The organism is Arsenicitalea aurantiaca (assembly GCF_003994485.1).
Classification (GTDB): Bacteria; Pseudomonadota; Alphaproteobacteria; order Rhizobiales; family Devosiaceae; genus Arsenicitalea; species Arsenicitalea aurantiaca.
In genome coordinates, this window is sequence record NZ_RZNJ01000001.1 from 68,755 (window position 1) to 89,256 (window position 20,502).

The 20,502-nt window shown below is 67.3% G+C and carries 20 protein-coding genes; 11 read left to right on the forward strand and 9 right to left on the reverse strand.

Annotation, left to right across the window (positions count from 1 at the left end; translation table 11 throughout):
* Window positions 1-36: 36 nt before the first annotated feature.
* Entirely contained in the window at window positions 37-675 is a 639-nt protein-coding gene (gene eda, locus EMQ25_RS00335; RefSeq protein ID WP_127186565.1) for a bifunctional 4-hydroxy-2-oxoglutarate aldolase/2-dehydro-3-deoxy-phosphogluconate aldolase, read from the forward strand.
* Window positions 676-680: 5 nt separating this feature from the next.
* Complete coding sequence (locus tag EMQ25_RS00340; RefSeq protein ID WP_127186566.1) at window positions 681-1,115, forward strand: winged helix-turn-helix domain-containing protein; 435 nt, start codon at window positions 681-683, stop codon at window positions 1,113-1,115.
* Here the strand turns inward: EMQ25_RS00340 and EMQ25_RS17940 are convergent.
* Genes EMQ25_RS17940 through EMQ25_RS00355 form a run of 3 tightly spaced genes read right to left on the reverse strand, consistent with a single transcriptional unit; the run spans window position 1,056 to window position 4,414 of the window.
* Window positions 1,056-2,678: a HoxN/HupN/NixA family nickel/cobalt transporter gene (locus EMQ25_RS17940; protein WP_192895612.1), complete on the reverse strand. Its 1,623-nt coding sequence runs from the start codon at window positions 2,676-2,678 to the stop codon at window positions 1,056-1,058. The genes EMQ25_RS00340 and EMQ25_RS17940 overlap by 60 nt on opposite strands.
* 28 nt (window positions 2,679-2,706) lie before the next feature.
* Window positions 2,707-3,606 carry a LysR family transcriptional regulator gene (locus tag EMQ25_RS00350; RefSeq protein ID WP_127186568.1) on the reverse strand — a complete coding sequence of 300 codons (900 nt, stop codon included), beginning with the start codon at window positions 3,604-3,606 and terminating at the stop codon, window positions 2,707-2,709.
* A gap of 10 nt (window positions 3,607-3,616) precedes the next feature.
* Window positions 3,617-4,414 carry a creatininase family protein gene (locus EMQ25_RS00355; RefSeq protein WP_158625887.1) on the reverse strand — a complete coding sequence of 266 codons (798 nt, stop codon included), beginning with the start codon at window positions 4,412-4,414 and terminating at the stop codon, window positions 3,617-3,619.
* Window positions 4,415-4,560: 146 nt separating this feature from the next.
* Between EMQ25_RS00355 and EMQ25_RS00360 the strand changes: the two genes are divergently transcribed.
* A complete protein-coding gene (locus EMQ25_RS00360) occupies window positions 4,561-4,989 on the forward strand; it encodes a MarR family winged helix-turn-helix transcriptional regulator (RefSeq protein ID WP_127186570.1) in 429 nt (142 codons plus the stop codon).
* A 6-nt stretch (window positions 4,990-4,995) separates the two neighbouring features.
* Here EMQ25_RS00360 and modB read toward each other — a convergent pair whose 3' ends face one another.
* Together modB and modA are read right to left on the reverse strand one after the other, a co-directional pair.
* A complete protein-coding gene (modB, locus tag EMQ25_RS00365; RefSeq protein ID WP_425290218.1) occupies window positions 4,996-5,667 on the reverse strand; it encodes a molybdate ABC transporter permease subunit in 672 nt (223 codons plus the stop codon).
* Window positions 5,660-6,388, reverse strand: a complete 729-nt coding sequence (gene modA / locus EMQ25_RS00370; protein ID WP_127186572.1) for a molybdate ABC transporter substrate-binding protein — start codon at window positions 6,386-6,388, stop codon at window positions 5,660-5,662. The genes modB and modA overlap by 8 nt, the downstream gene beginning before the upstream one ends.
* 48 nt (window positions 6,389-6,436) lie before the next feature.
* Here modA and EMQ25_RS00375 point away from each other — a divergent pair, with 48 nt between their 5' ends.
* The gene (locus EMQ25_RS00375) at window positions 6,437-6,649 is read left to right on the forward strand and encodes a hypothetical protein (protein ID WP_127186573.1); all 213 of its coding nucleotides are present in this window, start codon (window positions 6,437-6,439) and stop codon (window positions 6,647-6,649) included.
* A 212-nt stretch (window positions 6,650-6,861) separates the two neighbouring features.
* A complete protein-coding gene (gene hemH, locus EMQ25_RS00380) occupies window positions 6,862-7,881 on the forward strand; it encodes a ferrochelatase (RefSeq protein WP_127186574.1) in 1,020 nt (339 codons plus the stop codon).
* A 4-nt stretch (window positions 7,882-7,885) separates the two neighbouring features.
* On the opposite strand, the gene ligD is transcribed toward hemH, so the two are convergent.
* Both ligD and ku read right to left on the reverse strand, forming a co-directional pair.
* Window positions 7,886-10,498 carry a DNA ligase D gene (gene ligD, locus EMQ25_RS00385; protein ID WP_127186575.1) on the reverse strand — a complete coding sequence of 871 codons (2,613 nt, stop codon included), beginning with the start codon at window positions 10,496-10,498 and terminating at the stop codon, window positions 7,886-7,888.
* Window positions 10,499-10,503: 5 nt separating this feature from the next.
* Window positions 10,504-11,454 carry a non-homologous end joining protein Ku gene (gene ku, locus EMQ25_RS00390; protein WP_127186576.1) on the reverse strand — a complete coding sequence of 317 codons (951 nt, stop codon included), beginning with the start codon at window positions 11,452-11,454 and terminating at the stop codon, window positions 10,504-10,506.
* Window positions 11,455-11,629: 175 nt separating this feature from the next.
* On the opposite strand from ku, the gene EMQ25_RS00395 reads away from it, so the two are divergent.
* The 3 genes from EMQ25_RS00395 (at window position 11,630) to EMQ25_RS00405 (ending at window position 14,403) form a co-directional block, all read left to right on the forward strand.
* Window positions 11,630-12,616 (forward strand): SPFH domain-containing protein, encoded by a 987-nt coding sequence (locus tag EMQ25_RS00395; protein WP_127186577.1) that lies wholly within the window; start codon window positions 11,630-11,632, stop codon window positions 12,614-12,616.
* A gap of 9 nt (window positions 12,617-12,625) precedes the next feature.
* Complete coding sequence (locus EMQ25_RS00400) at window positions 12,626-13,075, forward strand: NfeD family protein (protein ID WP_127186578.1); 450 nt, start codon at window positions 12,626-12,628, stop codon at window positions 13,073-13,075.
* A 71-nt stretch (window positions 13,076-13,146) separates the two neighbouring features.
* Window positions 13,147-14,403, forward strand: a complete 1,257-nt coding sequence (locus EMQ25_RS00405) for an outer membrane beta-barrel protein (protein ID WP_127186579.1) — start codon at window positions 13,147-13,149, stop codon at window positions 14,401-14,403.
* A gap of 4 nt (window positions 14,404-14,407) precedes the next feature.
* Here EMQ25_RS00405 and galU read toward each other — a convergent pair whose 3' ends face one another.
* Window positions 14,408-15,289 carry a UTP--glucose-1-phosphate uridylyltransferase GalU gene (gene galU, locus EMQ25_RS00410; RefSeq protein ID WP_127186580.1) on the reverse strand — a complete coding sequence of 294 codons (882 nt, stop codon included), beginning with the start codon at window positions 15,287-15,289 and terminating at the stop codon, window positions 14,408-14,410.
* A gap of 90 nt (window positions 15,290-15,379) precedes the next feature.
* Between galU and galE the strand changes: the two genes are divergently transcribed.
* The 3 genes from galE to EMQ25_RS00425 are packed head-to-tail and all read left to right on the forward strand — an operon-like array spanning window position 15,380 to window position 19,007.
* Window positions 15,380-16,366, forward strand: coding sequence for a UDP-glucose 4-epimerase GalE (gene galE, locus EMQ25_RS00415; RefSeq protein ID WP_127186581.1), 987 nt, complete (start codon window positions 15,380-15,382; stop codon window positions 16,364-16,366).
* Window positions 16,367-16,397: 31 nt separating this feature from the next.
* A complete protein-coding gene (locus tag EMQ25_RS00420) occupies window positions 16,398-17,606 on the forward strand; it encodes a lytic murein transglycosylase (protein ID WP_158625888.1) in 1,209 nt (402 codons plus the stop codon).
* A 42-nt stretch (window positions 17,607-17,648) separates the two neighbouring features.
* Window positions 17,649-19,007 carry an SGNH/GDSL hydrolase family protein gene (locus tag EMQ25_RS00425; RefSeq protein ID WP_127186583.1) on the forward strand — a complete coding sequence of 453 codons (1,359 nt, stop codon included), beginning with the start codon at window positions 17,649-17,651 and terminating at the stop codon, window positions 19,005-19,007.
* 75 nt (window positions 19,008-19,082) lie between these two features.
* On the opposite strand, the gene EMQ25_RS00430 is transcribed toward EMQ25_RS00425, so the two are convergent.
* Window positions 19,083-20,501 carry a glutamate synthase subunit beta gene (locus tag EMQ25_RS00430; protein ID WP_127186584.1) on the reverse strand — a complete coding sequence of 473 codons (1,419 nt, stop codon included), beginning with the start codon at window positions 20,499-20,501 and terminating at the stop codon, window positions 19,083-19,085.
* Window position 20,502 lies beyond the last annotated feature (1 nt).

Here is a 20,502-nt window from a genome sequence, read left to right on the forward strand (position 1 = left end):
AACCGTGCCCGAAACCGCCACCAAAGAGGTCCCCAGATGGCTCAGGATGTTCAGGCGCTCCGCGCTACCCTCTCGCGCGCACCGGTCATTCCGGTGATCGTGCTCGACGATGTGGAGGCGGCCCGGCCGCTGGCCGAGGCGCTGGTGGCGGGCGGGCTCAGCGTGCTCGAGGTGACGCTGCGCACGCCCAATGCGCTCAGGGTGATCACCGAAATGGCCAAGGTGCCCGGCGCCATCGTGGGCTCGGGCACGGTACGCAGCCCGCTGCAGATGGAGCAATCGGCCGACCATGGCTGCCAGTTCATGGTCTCGCCGGGCGCGCCGCCGCGCCTGCTGGAAGCGGCCGAGCGGTTCGACGTGCCGCTGCTGCCCGGGATCGGCACGCCGACCGAGGCGATGGCGGCGTCCGAAATGGGCTATAGCGTGCTCAAATTCTTCCCCGCCGAGGCGATGGGCGGCGCGCCGGTGCTGAAGGCCTTTGCCTCCCCGCTCTCGGACATCAGTTTCTGCCCCACGGGCGGGATCGACCTGCAGAAGGCAGGCGAGTATCTGGCGCTTCCCAACGTCATCTGCGTGGGCGGTTCGTGGATCATGCCTGCCGATGCCATCAAGGCGCGCGATTTCGAACGGATCGCGGCCCTCGCGCGCGAGGCGGCGGCGCTGAAGGCCGCCTGAGCGGCATGGAGCGGGCTGCGCCGGGGCTCAGCCATTTGCGGGTGACGCTCGATGGAGGGTTCTACATGGGGCCGGGCCGGGCGGACCTGCTCGAGGGGATCGAGGACACCGGCTCGATCGCGGCGGCCGGACGGCGCATGCAGATGAGCTACAAGCGGGCCTGGAGCCTCGTTCAGGCGATGAACGAGGGGTTCGGCCGCCCGCTGGTCGCAGCCAATCGCGGCGGCTCGGCGCAGGGCGGGGCAGAGCTCACCGAAGACGGGCAGGCCGTGCTCGCGCTCTATCGCCGGATGGAGGCGGAGGCCCGGCGCGCCATCGACCCGCAGGTCGCGGCGCTGATGGCGCTGCGGGCCCGGACTGACGCCGATAGCGAGGCGCCCTCAGAGGCTCGCGAGCAGCATCAGCACGCCGAGCAGGAACACGGCGGCAGCGGCCAGTAGCTCCACCCACCAGAAGATGGTCGTGCCGACCCCGCCCTCCATGCCGGTGAAGCGGCGGGCGAGGCCCTTGGCCGAGATGGCGATGACGGCGAGGGTCGCGACCGTGATCGCGGTGCCGAGCCCCATCAGCAGCACCGAGACGATGCCGGCAGCGAGCAGGCCCTGGCTCAGCGCGAAGACGAGCACGACGAGTGCCCCGGTGCAGGGGCGCGCCCCGACCCCGAGGACGACGGCAAGCTGTTCGCGCCAGTCGCCGCGCGCCTGGGCGGGGGCGACTGCGTGATGCATATGCGGCTCGTCTTCATGATGGTGGTGATGGTGGCCGGCGTGATCGTGGTGATCGTGGCGGTGGTGATCGTGCCCGTGATGGTGATGGCCCCAGCCGAAAATCTTGCGGAGGACGAGCCAGAGCCCGAGCGCGGCAAGCAGGCCATAGGAGGCGATGCCGATCCAGTGCGCGCCGGTGCTCATGGCGGTGCTGGTGAGATTGAGCGCGGCGGCAGCAACAAGCACGAAGCCGATGGCCACGAGCGACTGGACGAGCGCGGCGGCAAAGCTCAGCACGATGCCGCGCCGGGCCTCGCCCTCATTGGCGAGCACATAGGAGGAGATGACCACCTTGCCGTGGCCGGGACCGGCGGCGTGGAAGACGCCATAGAGGAAGCTGAGGCCACCGAGCACCCAGAAGGCATTGAAATCGCTCGAAAGCCGCGAGAGCGCCTCGGTCAGCGCGCCATAAAAGGCGGTCTGCTGGTCGGCGATCCAGCCCAGGACGCCGGTGCGGGGGAGGGCGAGCCCCGGCTCGGGCGGCGGGCCGCCGAAGGGGGCGGGCCGGGCCGAGGCCATCTGCTCCGTCGCTTCAAGCGCGGTTTCGGCCGGAAGCGGCGCGCCGGGGCAGGCGACGTTGATCGCCCCCTGCACGCCACGCAGCGCAACGGCGAGATCGGGCGGCAACTCGGTAACCTCGGGAGGGAGTTCGAAGAGCCGGCCGGCGAGGTCGGGATCGAGTTCGCGCGGGGGCGTCATCGAAAGGGTGCAGCCCTCGGGCGCGTTCTCCATTTCGACGTCCTCGATCCCCGCAAAGTTGATCGCGACGTAGTATTCGGGGTCGTTGATGGCGATCTCGAGCGCGTTGCCGAAGGCGAAGGCCGGCTCGGCCTGCACCTCGAAGCGCAGCGTGGTGCGCTCGTTCTCATAGGTGAGGGTGGGATCGACCCCGCGCGGGAAATCGGCGGTGCGCTCGCCGATGCCGACATAGGTGTAAAAATCGTACTGGGAGAGGCCGTACATGTTCTCGTCGGCCAGATCCTGCATCTCCTCGGTCGTGACCACGCCGTCGCCATCCGCATCGAGACCCTGGATGGACCAGACCGAGAAGGCGCGGTCGAACGTCCAGGCATGGCGGATGGCACTGAGGGCGCCCGCATCGTCAAAGACGAGGGTCGCCTTGGCGTCGATCCAGATATGGGGATGGGCGAGGGCGGGCGCCGCCGAAAGCGCGAGCGCGGAGGCTGCAAGGGCCGGCAGGGCGTGGCGGAAGGCGGATCTCAGCGGACGGAACAAGAGCGGGCGGGTCCCTTCGGGCGGATGGTCAGTCGTAGGGATGGGCAGCGAACCAGGCGACCAGATGGTCGATGAGCGCGCGCACCTTGCCGGCCAGATGCCGGCGATGCGGATAGACCGCCTGGAGGCTCGAACCGGCCGGCATGTGATCCTCGAGCACTGAAACCAGCCTGCCGCTCGCGAGCCCCTCATCGGCGAGATAGCCCGGCAATAGGGCAGCGCCAAGGCCGGCGAGCGCCGCGTCGCGCGCCGAGAAGGGCGAATTGACGCGGACGGGCCCGGAGACGTGGATCGAGAGGGTGTGCCCGTCGGCGAGGAAGCGCCAATTGGCCTGGCCCTGCAGATTGGTATCGACGATGCAGGGGATGGCGCGCAGATCCTCGGGGGTTTCGGGGCGGCCGTATTTCTCGATGAGGGACGGGGCGACGACGCAGCGATGGCGCATGTCGGCGATCTTGCGGGCGATCAGCGAGGAATCGGCGAGCGCGCTGATGCGCAGGGCGACGTCGATGCCTTCGTCGACGAGATCGACGAACCGGTCCTCGAGCCGCAGGTCGAGCGTGACCTCGGGGTGGCGGGCGAGGAAATCGAAGATGGCGGGCGCGAGGATCAGTTCGCCGAAATTGCGCGGGGCCGAGACGCGCAGGAGCCCGCGCGGGGCAGCGGTCTGGTCGAGAATGGTGGCATCGAGATCGTCGAGCTGCTGGAGGAGCTGGCTGGCTTCCCGGTAATAGGCCTCGCCCGCCTCGGTGAGGCTCAGCTTGCGCGTCGTGCGGTTCATCAGGCGGACGCCGAGATAATCCTCGAGGTCGGTGACGTATTTGGAGAGCAGCGCCTTGGAGCGGCCGTGCTGCCGGGCGGCGGCGGAAAAGCCCCCTGCGTCGAAGACCTGGACGAAGGCGCGGATGCGGGCGAGATCCTGGGTCATCGGGGCCTCATCAATCGAGGGTGGCGAGGCGGGCGAGGTCGAAAGCGGCAATGTCGGCGATGAGTTCGCCAAAGCCCAGAAGCGCGTGGCGGGCGCTCCGGGCGCCCTTTTCGGCGCTGGCGATGGCGGCATTGCCGACGACGCCTTCGGGGTGGAGGTCGCGGCTCGCCCAGCCGGGCCGGAGCCGGCCATGGACGCGCAATTCGCGCGCGCCCTCCTCCCAGGCGGGGGCTGCGGAGGCGAAATCCTCGGCGCGCTCCATGCGCACGGCTTCGGGCCAGTAGTGGAGCATGAGCGAAGTCTCGATCGCCCCGCCATGGATGCCGTAGGCGATCTCGTTGGGCTCGAACAGGCCCGAGGGCTGGCCGAAACGGAGCCAGCCGGCGCTGACCGCCAGCATCTGCCGCTCGACGCGCAGCCGGGTGGCGAGGAGGCCCATGATCTCCGAATTGCCGCCATGGCTCGAGACCATGACGAGCCGCCGGCCACCGGCGCGGTGGAAGGCGTCGACGAGGTCGCCCCAGGCCTCGAGCAGCAGTTCGGCGCGATGGGTGAAGGTGCCCGGAACGCCGCGATGCTCGAGCGAGTGCCCGATGGTCTGGAGCGGCAGGATCAGGACGTCGGTTTCGGGCGCAACGTAATCGGCGAGCTGGGCGAGATGGCCACGTGCGATGTCGCAATCGGTCGAGAGCGGCAGGTGCGGGCCATGCGGCTCGATGGCGCCGAGCGGAAGGACGCCGACCGTGCCGCTCGTGACGAACGCCCGGAATTCGGGCGCCGTGAGCTCCTCGGCAAAATAGGTCGCCACTGCCTGCCCCGCCGCTGCGTTTCCCTCGGATCGAGGCATAACTCATATGCAAAGAGCGAACAATGGAGAGGCTTGGTCCGCGCACGATTAACGATAGGATGGCGGGACAATCGCTTCGGAACGGAGATCGGCCTATTTTCCCGCCCATGACCAAGGCGCGCGCCAATTCGACGCTCTACCGGCTGATCGCGGCCGGCCAGCTGACCCATCGGGCGCTGGCCCTGCCGCTGCGCGCGCGCGGGCTCGAGCCGGGGGACGACGCGATTCTCTTTCTCGTGGCGGAGGGCGAGGGGCTGGGCGTGGCCGAGCTCGGCGAGGCGACGGGGCTCGGGGAAGAGGCGCTTGGGGTGCGCATCGGGCGGCTCATTGCGCACGGGCTCGTGAGGCGCCGGGCGATTGGGGCGGAGCTTGCTCCGATGGTGAGCCCGACAGAAGCGGGCCGGGCGCTGATCGGCGTGCTCGAAGGCACCTGGGACGCGCTCGAGGAGGCCTTGCTCGAGGATCTGAAGCCGGCCCAGCGCAAGGCACTCAGGAAGGGGCTCAAGCGGCTCATGACGCTCCTGAGCGCGGAATAACGCCTCTCACCAGGCCCGCACGACGCGGCGATTGGCGAGCATTGTGAGGCTGACGACGAGGAACGAGAAGACCACCATGCCGAGCGCGATGAGATGGGCTTCTGTCCATTGCAGGCGCTCGACATAGTCGTAGATGGCGACCGAGAGCACGCGGGTCTCCCCCGTGATGTTGCCCCCCAGCATGAGGACGACGCCGAACTCGCCAACGGTGTGCGCGAAGGTCAGGACCGAGCCGGCCGCGAAGCCCGGAAGGGCGAGGGGGAGCCCGATCCTGAGGAGGATCTGGTGGGGTTTGGCGCCCAGCGTGCGGGCGACCTCGAGGGTTTCCTCGCCGATCGCCTCGAAGGCGATGCGCAGCGGCTGGACCATGAAGGGGAGCGAGGAGAGCACCGAGCCGATGACGAGGCCGGTGAAGCTGAAGGCGAGGGTGCGCCCGCCCCAGAGCCCGGCAATCCATCCGCCCGGTCCCGATGGACCGAGCGCGATGAGGAGGTAGAAGCCGAGCACCGTCGGGGGCAGGACGAGCGGCAGGGCGACCAGGGCCGCGACGAGCTCCTTATAGGCCATCCGCGAGCGGGCGAGCCACCAGGCGATGGGCGTGCCGATGACGATGAGGGCGAGGGTGGTGACGCCGGCGAGCCGCAGGGTCAGCCATATGGTGGGCCAGAGCTCAGTCAACGCCGTAGCCGAACGCCTCGATGATGGCGCGGCCCGCATCGGAGCGCAGGAATGCGAGGAACTGGCTTGCGGCTTCGGGCTCGGCGCTGTCAGAGAGCAGCACCGCATCCTGGCGGATGGGGCTGTGGAGGGTATCGGGCACCAGCCAATAGGTAGCAGAGGGTTCGGCGATCACCTGGCTCAGGGCGACGAAGCCGAGCTCGGCATTGCCGGTTTTCACGAACTGGAGGGCCTGGGCGATGGTCTGCCCGGTGACGAGCCGGTCGGCGAGGGCCTCGCCGAGGCCGAGGGCGGCGAGGGTCTCGACAGCGGCTCTGCCATAGGGGGCTGCCTGCGGATCGGCGACCGCGAGGCGGGTGAAACTGCTCGAGAGGAGGGTTTCATCGGCCGCTTCGGCTTCGGGCGCATAAAGGGCGAGCCGGCCGATGGCATAGGTGAAGACGCTGCCTTCGACCCCGAGACCTTCGGCGATAGCGAGGGCCGGGCGGACGTCATCGGCGGCGAGGAAGAGATCGAACGGCGCGCCCTGCGCGATCTGGGTATAAAGCCCGCCGGTGGCGCCGAAGCTGAGGCGAATTTCATGCCCGGTTTCGGCGGCAAAGGCCTCGGCGAGCGCTTCGGCGGGCGCGGTGAAATTGGCGGCGAAGGCCGCGGTGATCGTCGCGGCGCCGGCCGGCAGGGCGGTGGAGGCTAGCAGAGCCAGGGCGATGAGCGGCCGCATGAATGTCCCTCGAAATCATGGGGGGCACCATGGCGGGGCGATCGCGACGTGGCAAGCGATATTACCGAGCGGACATATCGATGGGGGCGGAGGTCAGTTCCGGAGGAAATCGACGTAGCGGTCGACGAGCGCCCGGGCTTCGGAAAAGCAGAGCTCGATATCGAGATCGGACGGCATGGAGACCCCGAAGGGCGCGCGCCGGCCGGTCGCGACGTGGAAGATGCGGGCGGAGAGCTCACCGTCCTGCTCGATGCATCTTGATGCGGTAGCCGCGATAGATTTCGTCCAAGGCCATGGTCCGTTGCAAGGGTCTGACCCAAGGCACGGGACGGAGCAGGCGGGAGTTTCGGCAGGGCCGATCAACTCGGCGTCAGGAGGACGGAGAGGGGCGGGGGCGCGACACCGCTGCACCTTGCGCAGGGCAGGGCCATCGCTATGGTGCGAGCCCATCATTTCCAGCAGAGACGGGTATCATGTCGGGTCAGCTTCCAGCGGGTCACCCAGAGGTCAAGCGCCAGAAGATCGGCGTGCTGTTGCTCAATCTGGGCACGCCGGACGGGACGGACTACTGGTCGGTCAGGCGCTATCTCAAGGAATTCCTCTCCGATCCGCGCGTGATCGAGACCAACAAGCTCCTGTGGTGGCCGATCCTCAATCTGGTCATCCTCTCCTTCCGCCCCCAAAAGAGCGGCGAGAACTATGCGCGCATCTGGGACAAGGAGCGCAATGAGAGCCCGCTGCGGGTGATCACGCGGCAGCAGACCGAGGCGCTGCAGGCGCGGCTCGGGCCCGACATCCTCGTCGATTTCGGCATGCGCTACGGCAATCCTTCGACGCGCTCGCGGCTCGAGGCGATGCAGGAGGCGGGCTGCCAGAAGATCCTGCTCGTGCCGCTCTATCCGCAATATTCGGCAACGACGACGGCCACGGCCAATGACAAGGCCTTCGAGGCGCTGAGGGATTTGCGCTGGCAGCCGGCGGTGCGCACCATGCCGGCCTATTTCGAGGAACAGGTCTATGTCGAGACCCTGGCGCGCAGCATCAAGGAGGGCGTCGAAAGCCTCGATTTCGAGCCGGACGTGGTGCTGACCTCCTATCACGGCATGCCCAAGAAATACCTGATGAACGGGGATCCCTATCACTGCCAGTGCTACAAGACGACGCGGCTCGTGGCCGAGCATCTGGGGTGGCCGCGCGAAAAGCTGATGGTGACCTTCCAGAGCCGGTTCGGGCCCACCGAATGGCTGCAGCCCTATACCGACGAGACGCTGAAGGCGCTGCCGGGCAGGGGGATGAAGAAGGTGGCGATCCTCGCCCCGGCCTTTTCGGCCGACTGCATCGAAACGCTCGAGGAAATCGCCATCACCGGCGAGGAAGAGTTCATGCATGCCGGCGGCGAGCGCTATGCCTACATTCCCTGCCTCAATGCGAGCGAGCCGGGCATGGACATGATCGAAACGATCGTGCGCAAGGAGCTCTCGGGCTGGATCTGAGGGCTCAGCCGCCGAGGCTGTCGAGCAGCTTCCTGGTGATGGCCTGGTTGAGGTCGAAATAGCCTTTCCAGGGATCGGGGCCGCCGGCGCGGGCGGCCGCTTCCCCGAGCCCGAAGGCGTTGGCGGCGGGGATGGTCGTCAGCTCGTCCCAGCTGACCGGCACGGCCACGGGCGCGCCTTCGCGCGAGCGGGTCGAGAAGGGCGCGATGGCGGTCGAGCCGCGCTCGTTGCGCAGATAATCGATGAACATGCGACCCTTGCGCCGGGCTTTGGAGAGGGCGGCGGTGAACCGGTCGGGCTCGGCATCGGCCATGTGATTGGCGAAGGCCTTGCAGAACGCCTTGACCTCGGGCCATTCGGCGCGGCGTGCGAGCGGGGCGATGACGTGGACGCCCTTGCCGCCGGTGACCATGGGGAAAGTCTGAAGCCCGAGCGCAGAAAGCGCATCGCGGATGTCGAACGCCGCCTGCCGGACATGCTCGAAGCCCAGCCCCTCATCGGGATCGATATCGAAGATGATGCGCTCGGGCTTTTCAATGAGGTCGCGACGGGCGCCCCAGAGGTGGAATTCGAGCACGTTCATCTGCACCCCGGCGATGAGGCCGGCGAGATCGGTGACGTAGAAGTAATCCTCCTCCGACCCGTCCTTTTCGACGACGAGCGTCGACTTGATCGCATCGGGGAAGCCGCCGGTATCGTGCTTCTGGAAGAAGCAGTATTTGGTGCGGCCCTGCGGGCAGCGCAGGAGGCTCAGGGGCCGGTCCTTGACGTAGGGCAGCATGGCGGGGGCGACCGCCGCGTAATAGGCGACGAGTTCGGCCTTGGTGACGCCCTGGCCGGGAAAGACGACGCGATCGGGGCTGGTGAGCCGGACGCCGGCCTTTTCTGCTGCGGCGATGCCGTCCTGATCCTCGAGTGCCAGTGTCTCGGGCTTGCGCGGCTTCGCTGTGGCTTTGGGCCGGGCGGCGGGTTTTTTCTCCACGTCGGCGGGGGCCGCATCCTCTCGCGTGATCTCCTCGGCGGGCTTGTCGGTCCGGAGCCCGAGGAAGGAGGGGTGGCGAAGGACGCCATCGGGCGTGAATTCGGTGAACGCGATCTCGGCGACGAGTTCGGGCCTGACCCAGCGGGCGGCCCGGGCGATGTCGCGCGGGACCTTTGCGAAGGCGGGCTTGTCGATGGCGCGGGCATCGAGGGCTGACTGCAGGGTTTCGAGATCGTCGCCGCTAAAGCCCGTGCCGACCCGGCCGCGATAGGTGAGCACGCCATCCTCATAGGTACCGAGCAGCAGCGAGGCGAAGCCGCGGCGCTTGTCGGACGGGCGCCAGCCGGCGATGACGAATTCCTGGCGTTTCGAGCACTTGATCTTGAGCCATCCGCGCGTGCGTTCAGAGCGGTAGGGGGCGTCGGCCTTCTTGGCGATGATGCCCTCATGGCCCTCCCGGCAGATGGTGTCGAGCACCTTGCGGCCATTGCCCGTGACGTGCTCGGAATACTGGATCTCGGCGTCGCGCCCGATGGTGCCGAGCAGGGCCTCGAGGCGCGCCTTGCGCTCGGTGAGGGGGAGGCGGGTCAAATCCTCGCCATCGGCTTCGAGCAGGTCGAAGGCGAAATAGACGAGCGCCTTGCCGTTCGAGAGCGCATCCTTGAGCGTCGAGAAATCGGTGCGGCCCTTGTCATCGAAGGCGCAGATTTCCCCATCGATGAGGGCGCTCGAGCGCGTGAGGCGGGAGAGCGGTTCGACGAGACGGCCGAATTGGGTGGTCCAGTCCTTGCCGTTTCGGGTGAAGAGGCGGACTTCCGGCCCCGCAATCGCGGCCAGTGCGCGGTAGCCGTCATATTTCATCTCGAAGACCCAGTCCCGGCCTTCGGGTACGTCATCGACAAGGGTGGCAAGCTGAGGCTGGCGGAAGGCGGGGAGGGCGACGGCCTTGCCGCCGGTCCAGACGCGGGTCGAGGGTTCTTTGGCCTTCCTCGTCAATTTTTCGGCGCGGGGCTTTTTCCCGGGCTTGGTCTTGGTCTTGCCGGGCTTGCCGGCAGCGATTTCCTCGAGGGTGCGGCCCGAGGCGACGCTGGTGAGGTGCGTGGGGACCAGAACGTCTTCCTCGGTCGCCTCGAGATCCTTCTCCTTGATGAGGAGCCAGTTCTCGCGTTTCTCCTTTTCGCGCGGCTTCATGCGCACGAGCGCCCAGTCGCCCTTCATGCGCTGGCCATCGAGGCGCAGCTTGAGCTTGCCCTCGGCAAGACCGGTCTTGACGTCCTCGATCGGGGACCAGGTACCGATGTCCCAGAGCATGACGGTGCCCCCGCCATATTCGCCCGCCGGGATCACGCCCTCGAAATCGGCATAGGCGAGGGGATGGTCCTCGACGCGGACGGCGAGGCGCTTGTCCTTTGGGTTGCTGGAGGGCCCGCGGGTGACCGCCCAGCTCTTCAGAACCCCGTCGAACTCGAAGCGGAAATCGAAATGGAGCCGGGTCGCGTCATGCTTCTGGACGACGAAGATCGGCGCCGTGCCCGTGCCGCGTGCCTTGGCGGGCACATGATCGGGCTCTTTGGTGCGCGCGAAATCGCGCTTGGCGCGATAATCCTTGAGGAGGGTTTCGGCGCGGACGGCCATGGCGCTCAGCTCGCCTTCTTGCGCGGCGCGCGGGCTGGGGCGGATTTGCCGGTGGAGGCCTTGGTTGAGGAGGATTTCGTCTCGTCCGCCTTGTCGGCGGTCTTCGAGGCGCTTTTGCGGGTGGTGGTGCGCTTGGTGCCCGAGGAAGCGGACTTGGCCTCGCCGCCCTCGAGGCTTTTCTTGAGCGCAGACATGAGGTCAACGACATTGGCGCCGCTCGGGCGGCCGGCGGGCTCCTCGACATCGGTCGAAACCTTGCGGCCCTTGGATTTGAGCTTGCGCGCGATCAGTTCGCGGAGCGCGGCCTGGTAATGATCCTTGAAGACGGACGCGTCGAATTTGGCGGTCTTCTTTTCGATCAGCGCAGTTGCAACCTCGAGGAGTTCGGGCTCGGCCTTTTTCGAGGAGATGCCCGAGAAATAGGGATCGGCCTTCCTTATCTCGTCCTCGTAATGGAGGGTTTCGAGGAGGAGGCCAGTGCCCGTCGGTTTGATCGCACAGAGATATTCCTTGCCGCGGAGCGCGAGCTGGCCGAGCCCGACCTTTTCGGTCTGGCGCAGCGCGTCGCGGACGACGCGGAAGGCGTCCTCGGCGAGCTCGTCGGTGGGGACGACGAAATAGGGCTTGTCGAAATAGATCGGATCGATCTCGCAGGCGCCGACGAACTGGGTGAGCTCGAGGGTTTTGCGGGTTTCGAGCCGCACGGCGTCGAGCTCCTCGTCGCTGAGGAGGACATAATCGCCCTTCTCATATTCGAAGCCGCGCATGATCTCGTCCTTGTCGACCGGGCCAACGCCGGCGACGACCTTCTCGTAATTGATCGGCTTGCCGGTCGGCTCGTGGATCTGCCGGAAGGACGGCTTCGCGTTCGCCTTGGTGGCGGTATAGAGCTCGACGGGGATGGAGACGAGGGAGAGGCGGAGCTGGCCCTTCCAGATCGGACGCGAGGCGGGCATGACGCGGAACTCCAGGGACGCAAGGGACGAAACGCCGGAGTCAACTCGGGTCCCGCCCAAGGGTTCCGGGGGGCTTGTCCGCCGATTGCACGCGGGGCGTCGGGACCCTAAATAGACGGTGCGGCGCAGGGATCGGCCATCGGGGGCGGACCGTCGCAAGAAGGGGAGATGCGGCATGGACATGTTCGGGCTCGACGGGTTCAGCGTGACGCTGATCGCCATCGGCATACTGGCGATCCTGGTGCTGTTCGCCGGCGCCAAGACGGTGCCGCAGGGCTTCAACTACACTGTGGAGCGGTTCGGGCGGTATACCCGCACGCTGACGCCGGGGCTCAACCTGATCGTGCCGTTCATCGATGGGGTGGGCAAGCGCATCAACATGATGGAGCAGGTGCTCGACGTGCCCCACCAGGAGGTGATCACGCGCGACAATGCTTCCGTCACGGCCAATGGCGTGACGTTCTACCAGATCCTCGATGCGGCGGCGGCGGCCTATGAGGTCAATGACCTCGAAAACGCCATCCTCAACCTCACCATGACCAATATCCGCTCGGTGATGGGCTCGATGGACCTCGACGAGCTGCTCTCCAATCGCGACGAGATCAACATCAGGGTGCTGAAGGTGGTGGACGCCGCCGTCTCGCCCTGGGGCATCAAGATCACCCGCATCGAGATCAAGGATATCGACCCGCCCAAGGATCTGATCGAATCGATGGGCCGGCAGATGAAGGCCGAGCGCGAGCGGCGCGCGGTGATCCTCGAGGCCGAGGGGCGCCGGCAGAGCGCGATCCTGCAGGCCGAGGGCACCAAGCAGGCCCAAGTGCTGGAGGCGGAGGGGCGCAAGGAAGCCGCCTTCCGCGACGCGGAGGCCCGCGAGCGCTCCGCCGAGGCCGAGGCACGGGCGACCCAGGTGGTCTCGGAGGCCATCGCTGCGGGCAATGTGCAGGCGATCAATTATTTCGTTGCCAACAACTACATCAAAGCGCTCGAAGGCCTTGCCAAATCGCCCAACCAGAAGGTGCTGATGCTGCCGGTGGAAGCCTCCTCGGTGATCGGGGCGATCGGGGGCATTGCCGAGATCGCCAAGGAAACCTTCGGGTCGGGCAACACGCCGAACCCGCCGCGCGGCGGCAGCGGCCGGCCCCCGAGCACGGGGCAATAGGAGAGAGCGATGGACGTTATCGGCTTTCTGATCGAGGCGGGCGGATGGGCCTGGGTGGTGGCGGGGCTCGTCCTGCTCGCGCTCGAACTCGTGCTGCCCGGCGGCATCCTGCTCTGGCTCGGCATTTCGGGCATCATCACGGGGCTCGCGGCGCTCTTCCAGCCGATCAGCCTGCCCTTTCAGGCGCTGATCTTCGGGATGCTGTCGCTCGTCACCATCTTTGGATGGCTGCGCTACGCCAAGACGCGCCAGACCGTGTCGGACCGGCCCTATCTCAACCGGCGGGGCGATCGGCTCGTGGGGCACGAAGCGGTGCTCGATGAGCCGATCACCGGCGGATATGGAAGGGTGGCGCTCGGGGATACGGTGTGGCGGATCGCCGGGCCAGACCTCGCGGCAGGCAAGCGGGTGCGCATCGTCGCCGCCGAAGGCGCGGTGCTGAAGGTGGAGCCGGTCTAGGAGCGCCAACAAGGGTTTGTTAACCATAAACCGGCACTGTCGAGCGATTCTCGAGTGCCGGTTTTTTCATCGTGTCCCAGATCGCTTCTAGAACAGTCCTCGCCCTCATCGCGGCCGCTGCCGGCCTTGGCGCGGGCGGGGCCGGCGCGTTTCCGCTTCATGTGTCGGGCGACGGGTCGGGCACGGACAATCCCGATCTCCTCGGGATTTCGGATGCGCCCTGCAGCGATGTCTGCGTCTTCCTGCCGCCCGAGCCGATGGCACCGCCGCTCGACATCGACTGGTCGGTGGGCTTACGCGGCACCTATCGGCTCTCGGGGGACGAGGGGCGGTTCGAGGTGCAGGCGCTGCCCAGCATCAGCCTCAGCCGGCCCGGCCAGCGCACAGAATTCCAGTTCGATGCGGATGCCGAGATCACCCGGGACGCCGACGTTTTCAGGATCGACGCGCTGCGCGCCGGGATCGATGCCGAATACCGGCTCGATGCCTCGACGCGCGCGACCGGCAGGGCGGATCTATCGATCACCCAGGCCGAGGCGGAAGCGGCGGGCAATCCGGCGGGGACCGCCGAAGCCCCGCTCACCGTTTCGGGCAGCGCAGAAGCGGGGCTCGTGCGGGATTTCGGGCCCTTCACCTTCGGGGCGCGGGCCGGGTTCGGCCGCACGGTCTATGGGCCCACTGTGCTCGGGGATGGCAGCGAGATTAACAATGAGGACCAGAACAACAGCGTGCTGAGCGCAGGCCTTCGCGCGGGCTATCGGGTAACCCCGATCCTCACCGCCTTCATCGATACCAGCGCCAGCCGGCATGTCTTCGATGGCGAGGTGCTCGACGGCACGGGCTATGCCCTGCGCGGCGGACTTTCAGGCGAATGGGGCGACACGCTTTCAGCCGAGGTTTCGGTAGGGCAGGGCTGGCGCGCCTATGACGATGGGGCGTTCGATACGGTAACGGCGAGCCTTTTCGATGCGCGGATCGACTATCGACCCTCCCCGACATTGAGCCTCGGCGCCTTCGTTTCGAGCGGCATCGGCGCCCCGGGCCCCAACGGGGCGGGTTCGGCGCGGGTCGAGTATCTGGCGGGGGCGGATCTCGCCTACCGGGTCAATCCCTGGCTGACGCTGCGCGCTTCGGCGGCGGGGCGCGAGACGCGGTTCGAGGGGACCGATGCGAGCGAAAGCGCGTTCGGGGTCGGCGTGGGCGCGGACTATCTCATCAATGCGATGACGAGCCTCAATGCCGATTACGACTTCGAGCGGGAGACGGTGACCCCGGCAGCGCCCGAGGATACCCACCGGGTCAGCCTCGGGGTCACCTTCTCGCGCTGAAGGCTCAGGCGGTGCGGTTTGCGAGCTCGCGCACTTCCTTCATGAACCCGTCGGCGATGTCGGGACGGTCGAGCGCGAACACCACATTGGCGGTGAGGAAGCCGATCTTGGAGCCGCAGTCGAAGGAGCGGCCCTGATATTTGACGCCGGTGAAGCGCTGGCGCGACATCAGGGTCTGCATGGCGTCGGTGATCTGGATTTCGCCGCCCGCACCCTTCACGCCCTCGGCGAGCAGCGGGAAGATGTCGGGCTGGATGATGTAGCGGCCAGAAATGATGAGGTTGGAGGGCGCGTCCGCGGGCTTGGGCTTTTCGACCATGCCGGTGACCGCAAAGCCCGCATCAGGGCCTTCGCCGCGGGCGACGACGCCGTATGAGCCGACATCGGCCGGATCGACTTCCTCGACCGCGATGACGTTGCCGCCGTGCTGCTCATAGGCGGCCATCATCTGGCTCAAAACGCCCGGCTCGGCCTTGAACAGCATGTCGGGGAGGAGGAGGGCAAAGGGCTGGTTGCCCACGAGATCGCGCGCGCACCAGACCGCGTGGCCGAGCCCGAGCGGCTCCTGCTGGCGGGTGAAGCTTGCGAGCCCGGCGAGCGGCAGATCGCGCTGCAGTTCGGCAAGCGCCTCGAGCTTGCCACGTTCCTGGAGCGTCACCTCGAGCTCGAACTGGCGGTCGAAATGATCCTCGATGACGCCCTTGTTGCGCCCGGTGACGAAGACGAAATGCTCGATGCCCGCCTCGCGCGCCTCATCGACGGCGTACTGGATCAGCGGGCGGTCGACGACGGGCAGCATTTCCTTGGGCATGGCCTTGGTGGCAGGCAGGAAACGGGTTCCGAGCCCGGCGACGGGAAACACTGCAGTACGGACGCGATTGGCCAAGGGTCCCTCTCTTCTTCGACTTTCGATGTAAGCCTATCTCAACACCTCAACCCTAACATTTGGCGAACGGTTTGGTTCAGGGAGTTGCCCATGGCGGTGCTGGTGACGGGCGGGGCCGGCTATATCGGCAGCCATATGGTGCTTGCGCTCTGCGATGCGGGCGAAGAGGTCGTCGTGCTCGACAGCCTCGTAACGGGCTTTGACTGGGCCGTGGACGGACGGGCGCAGTTCGTTGCGGGCGATGCGGGGGACATGGCACTGGTCGGCCGGCTCATCGCGGCGCACGGGATCGATGCGATCCTTCATTTCGCCGGCTCGATCGTCGTGCCGGAATCGGTCAGCGATCCGCTCAAATACTACGCCAACAACACCGCCACCTCGCGCAATCTGATCGCGGCGGCGGTGGCGGGCGGGGTCAGACACTTCATCTTCTCCTCGACGGCGGCGGTCTATGGCATGACCGGGCTAGAGCCGGTGGAGGAAGACGCGCCGCTCAACCCGATGTCGCCCTATGGGCGCTCCAAGCTCATGACCGAGATGATGCTCGCCGACGTCGCGGCCGCCCATCCTCTGCGCTATGGGGTGCTGCGCTATTTCAACGTCGCGGGCGCCGATCCGGGCCGGCGGGCGGGGCAGTCGACGCCGATGGCGACCCATCTGATCAAGGTCGGCGTGCAGACCGCGCTCGGCCAGCGGGCCGGGATGGAGATCTTCGGCACCGACTATCCGACCCCGGACGGGACCTGCGTGCGCGACTACATCCATGTGAGCGACCTCGTGGCGGCGCATGGGCTGCTGCTCGAACATTTGCGGGCGGGCGGGGAGAGCGTGACGCTCAATTGCGGCTATGGGCGCGGCTATTCGGTGCGCGAGGTGCTGGCGGGGGTGGAGGACGTGGCGGGGGTCGCGCTGCCGGTGGTCGAGGCGCCGCGGCGGGCGGGGGATCCCCCCTCGATCGTTGCGCGCGCCGACCGGGTGCGGGAGCTGCTCGGCTGGCGGCCGGCCCATGCGGACCTTAAAACCATCGTGCGCTCGGCCTATGAATGGGAACGTCATCTCGCCACACGCAACCGCTAGACCCATGCGATCCGGAATGGGGAGCGGCCCGATGCGTCTCTTGATCCTCTGCATGCTGCTTGGCAGCCTTGTAGCGCCCGTGCAGGCGCAGCCGGTGGGCAGCTTCGGCCAGTTCATCGCCGCGTTCGAGGCGGAGGCGGTGGCGGCGGGGGTGTCGAGCGACACCTATCGGCGGGTGACCGCGGGGATGACGCCCGATCCCGGCGTGCCCGAACTCGTCACGAGCCAGCCCGAATTCACGACGCCCGTCTGGAGCTATATCGAGACCCGGGTGACGGCGGACCGCATCGCGCGGGGGCAGCGGGCGATGGGCGCCAACCAGGCGCTCTTCGAGGCCGTGGGTCGGCGGCACGGGGTCGATCCCTATCTGCTTGGCGCGATCTGGGGGATCGAGACCGATTATGGGGCGGTGCTCGGCAATGGCCGGCTCATCCGCCCGATCGTGCGGTCGCTCGCGACGCTCGTCCACCAGCGCCGGACCCGCTATGCCGAGGACAAGGCGGACCTGATCGCCGCGCTCGTGATGATCGAGCGGGGCGGGCTCGACCCCGCGACCCTCGTCGGCTCCTGGGCAGGGGCGATCGGGCATCTGCAGGTCAACGCCGCAAACGTGCTCGCCCATGGCAGCGACGGGGATGGCGACGGGGTAGTGGACCTGCACCGGTCGCTCGCCGATGCGCTCGTGACGAGTGCGAGCTTTCTGCGCGGGCTCGGCTATCAGCCGGGGCTCGACTGGGGGTTCGAGGTGGAGCTGCCTTCGGGCTTCGACTATCTGCTGGCGAGCCGGGAGCAGTTCCGGCCCGTCTCGTTCTTTGCCGAGCGCGGGGTGAGGCGGGTGGCGGGCCGGCAGTTCGCGGACCCGCGGACGGAGGTCTTCCTCTACGTGCCGGCGGGCAAGGACGGGCCCAAATTCCTGATGACGCGCAACTATCTGGTGCTCAAGGGCTATAATTTCTCCGACAGCTACGCGATGGCCGTGGCGCATCTGACCGATCGGCTGAAGGGGGGCGGGCCCTATGTGACGGACTGGCCGCGCCAGACCGCCTTCCCCGATCTTGCACAGCGCCGCGCCATACAGGAGGCGCTGAAGCGGCTCGGCTTCTATTCGGGCGCGGTGGACGGGCGCATCGGCCCGATCAGCCAGGAGGCCTATGCGCGCTTCCAGGCGAGCCGGGGCGAGGTGGCGGACGGGTTCATCACCCGGGCGAGCCATGATGCGCTCGTCAGCGCGGCCCGCTGAGGCGCCATGGTGATGCCATGGACTATGCTGTAGGATGAAGCCATGACAAACGCCCGGCCCATCGCTGGCAGAGTGCGCGACCGGTCCCTCATCCGGGCGCTGACCCATGGGCTGATGGCGCTCGTCATCCTCGTGCTGGTCGTGACCGATCTCGGCATGGCGACGGCAATGGCCGAGGATCTGCCCGGCGCGCCGATCGCAACGCGCGAGCGGATCGAAGTTGCGCAGGTGCAGCGCCGCCGCACGCTGATGGACATGCTGTTCGGCCCGCGCGAGGAGCAGCAGCGCCCGCCCGTGCAGGAGGTGCGCCCGCCCGTGCAGCAGCAGCAGCGGCGCCAGCAGACCCAGCAGCGGAGCGCGCCGCAGCAGCAGCAGAGGCGGGCTCCGGCCCCGCAGGCGGCCCTGCCCCCTCCGACGCCAACGGTCGAAAAGAACGAGGACGCGACGCGGCTCGCTGTTTTCGGGGATTCCATGGCCAGCGACCTCGCCCGGGCGCTGGAGCGCGCCTATGCCGAGGATCCCAACATCGTCATCATCGGGCAGGGGGTCGGCTCGTCGGGCTTCGTGCGTGACGATTTCTTCAACTGGCCCCGTACCATCGGCGAGCAGATCACGGCGGACAGCTTCGATCTGGCCGTGGTGATGATCGGCATCAACGATCGCCAGCCGATCAGCCAGAACGGGCAATCGCTGGCGCCTTTGAGCGATGAATGGGTCGCGGCCTACCAGACCCGCGTCAGCGGCTTCATCGAGCAGCTGCGGCGCGCCAACAAGCCGGTGATCTGGGTCGGGCTACCGCCCATGGAGGGCGGCGGCTATGGGCAGGCCATGGCGCAGATCAGCTCCATCCAGCGGCTGGCGAGCTATGCGGCGGGCGCCGAATTCGTCGACATCTACGAGCGGTTCCTCGACGAGGAGGGGCGGTTCTCGGCCTTTGGCCCCGACATCAGCGGGCAGCGCGTGCGCATGCGCAAGGACGACAACATCCATCTGTCGGCGGCAGGTGCGGACAAGGTCGCGTTCTACCTCAACCAGTCGATCCGGCTCTTTTATCGCGGCGGCGGGGGCATCAGCGTCGATGTCGCCGACGCGCTCGAAGGGACGGACGCGCAGTCGATGCTGCGCCCGCCCTATCAGGGGCTGGGGCAGATCCGGCTGCTCGAGGTCGCGGGCGCGGTGATCTCGCTGACCAATACGCAGCGCCGGGCCGGCGATCTGATCTCGGCGAGCGCCAGCCCCCCGCGCGATGCGGGAACCGGGTTTTCGCTCGAGGATCTGGTGCGGGCGCCCGAAGGCCGGGCCGATGCGTTCGGCGTGGGCTTCGTGCCAGACGAGGAGGGCGAGGACGACGAGGAGGCCGACCCGACAGAGCCGCCGCTCTCGGAGGCGAGCCTGCGCTGAACCGGCCTTTGTGACCCAATGAAAAAACCCGCCCCGGAGATCCGGAGCGGGTTTTCGTTTTTCGGCGAAGGGCGATCAGCGCGGCAGGCTGGTCTTGCCCATCAGCGCCAGATCGATGGCGCGGGCGGCCTGACGGCCTTCCCTTATGGCCCAGACGACGAGCGACTGGCCGCGCCGCATGTCGCCGCACGAGAAGATCTTCTCGCGGCTCGTGCGATACGAGAAGGTGTCGGCGAGCACGTTGCCGCGCGGATCGAGATCGACCGCGAGATCCTTGACCATGCCTTCCTGCACAGGGCCGACAAAGCCCATGGCGAGCAGCACGAGATCGGCCTTGAGGACGAATTCGCTGCCCGGGATGGGCTGCATCTTTGCGTCGACCCGGATGCAGTGCAGTTCCTTGACCTGGCCGTTCTCGCCGGTGAACTTCTGGGTCATCACCGCGAAATCGCGGTTCACGCCTTCTTCCTGGGAGGAGGAGGTGCGCATCTTCATCGGCCAGTTCGGCCAGGTGAGCTCCTTGTTCTCCTTTTCGGGCGGCTGCGGCATGATCTCGATCTGGGTGACCGACACGGCGCCCTGCCGGTTGGAGGTGCCGATGCAGTCCGAACCGGTATCGCCGCCCCCGATCACCACCACATGCTTGCCCCCCGCGAGGATGGGCGCGACATTGCCGATCGGCTCGTCGCCGACGCGGCGGTTCTGCTGGGGCAGGAATTCCATGGCGAAATGGATGCCGCCGAGCTCGCGGCCCGGAATGGGCAGGTCGCGCGGCTTTTCGGCGCCGCCGGCAAGGGCGACGGCGTCATACTTCTCGACCAGATCGTCGATCGAGACCTCGTGGCCCACCTGCACGTTGTAGTGGAAGGTGACGCCCTCGGCCTCCATCTGGGCGACGCGCCGGTCGATATGGCGCTTTTCCATCTTGAAGTCGGGAATGCCATAGCGCATGAGGCCGCCGGCCTTGGCGTTCTTTTCGTAGACATGCACGTCATGGCCGGCCCGGGCGAGCTGCTGGGCGCAGGCCATGCCGGCCGGGCCCGAACCGATCACCGCAACGGACCTGCCGGTCTTCTCGTGGGGGACGAGCGGCTTGATCCAGCCCTCTTCCCAGCCCCGATCGACGATCGCGCATTCGATCGACTTGATGGTGACGGGGGTGTCCGGAATGTTGAGCGTGCACGCTGCCTCGCAGGGGGCGGGGCAGATGCGGCCGGTGAATTCGGGGAAATTGTTGGTGGAGTGCAGGTTCTTGAGCGCCCGCAGCCATTCGCCCCGATAGACGAGATCGTTCCAGTCCGGGATCTGGTTGTTGACCGGGCAGCCGGTGTGGCAGTAGGGCACGCCGCAGTCCATGCAGCGCGCCGCCTGCTCGCGGGTGCCCTCTTCGCCAAGCGGAATGACGAACTCGTTATAGTGGCGGATGCGGTCGGCAGCCGGCGCGTATTTGCGGTCGCGCCGGTCGATCTCGAGGAATCCGGTGATCTTGCCCATG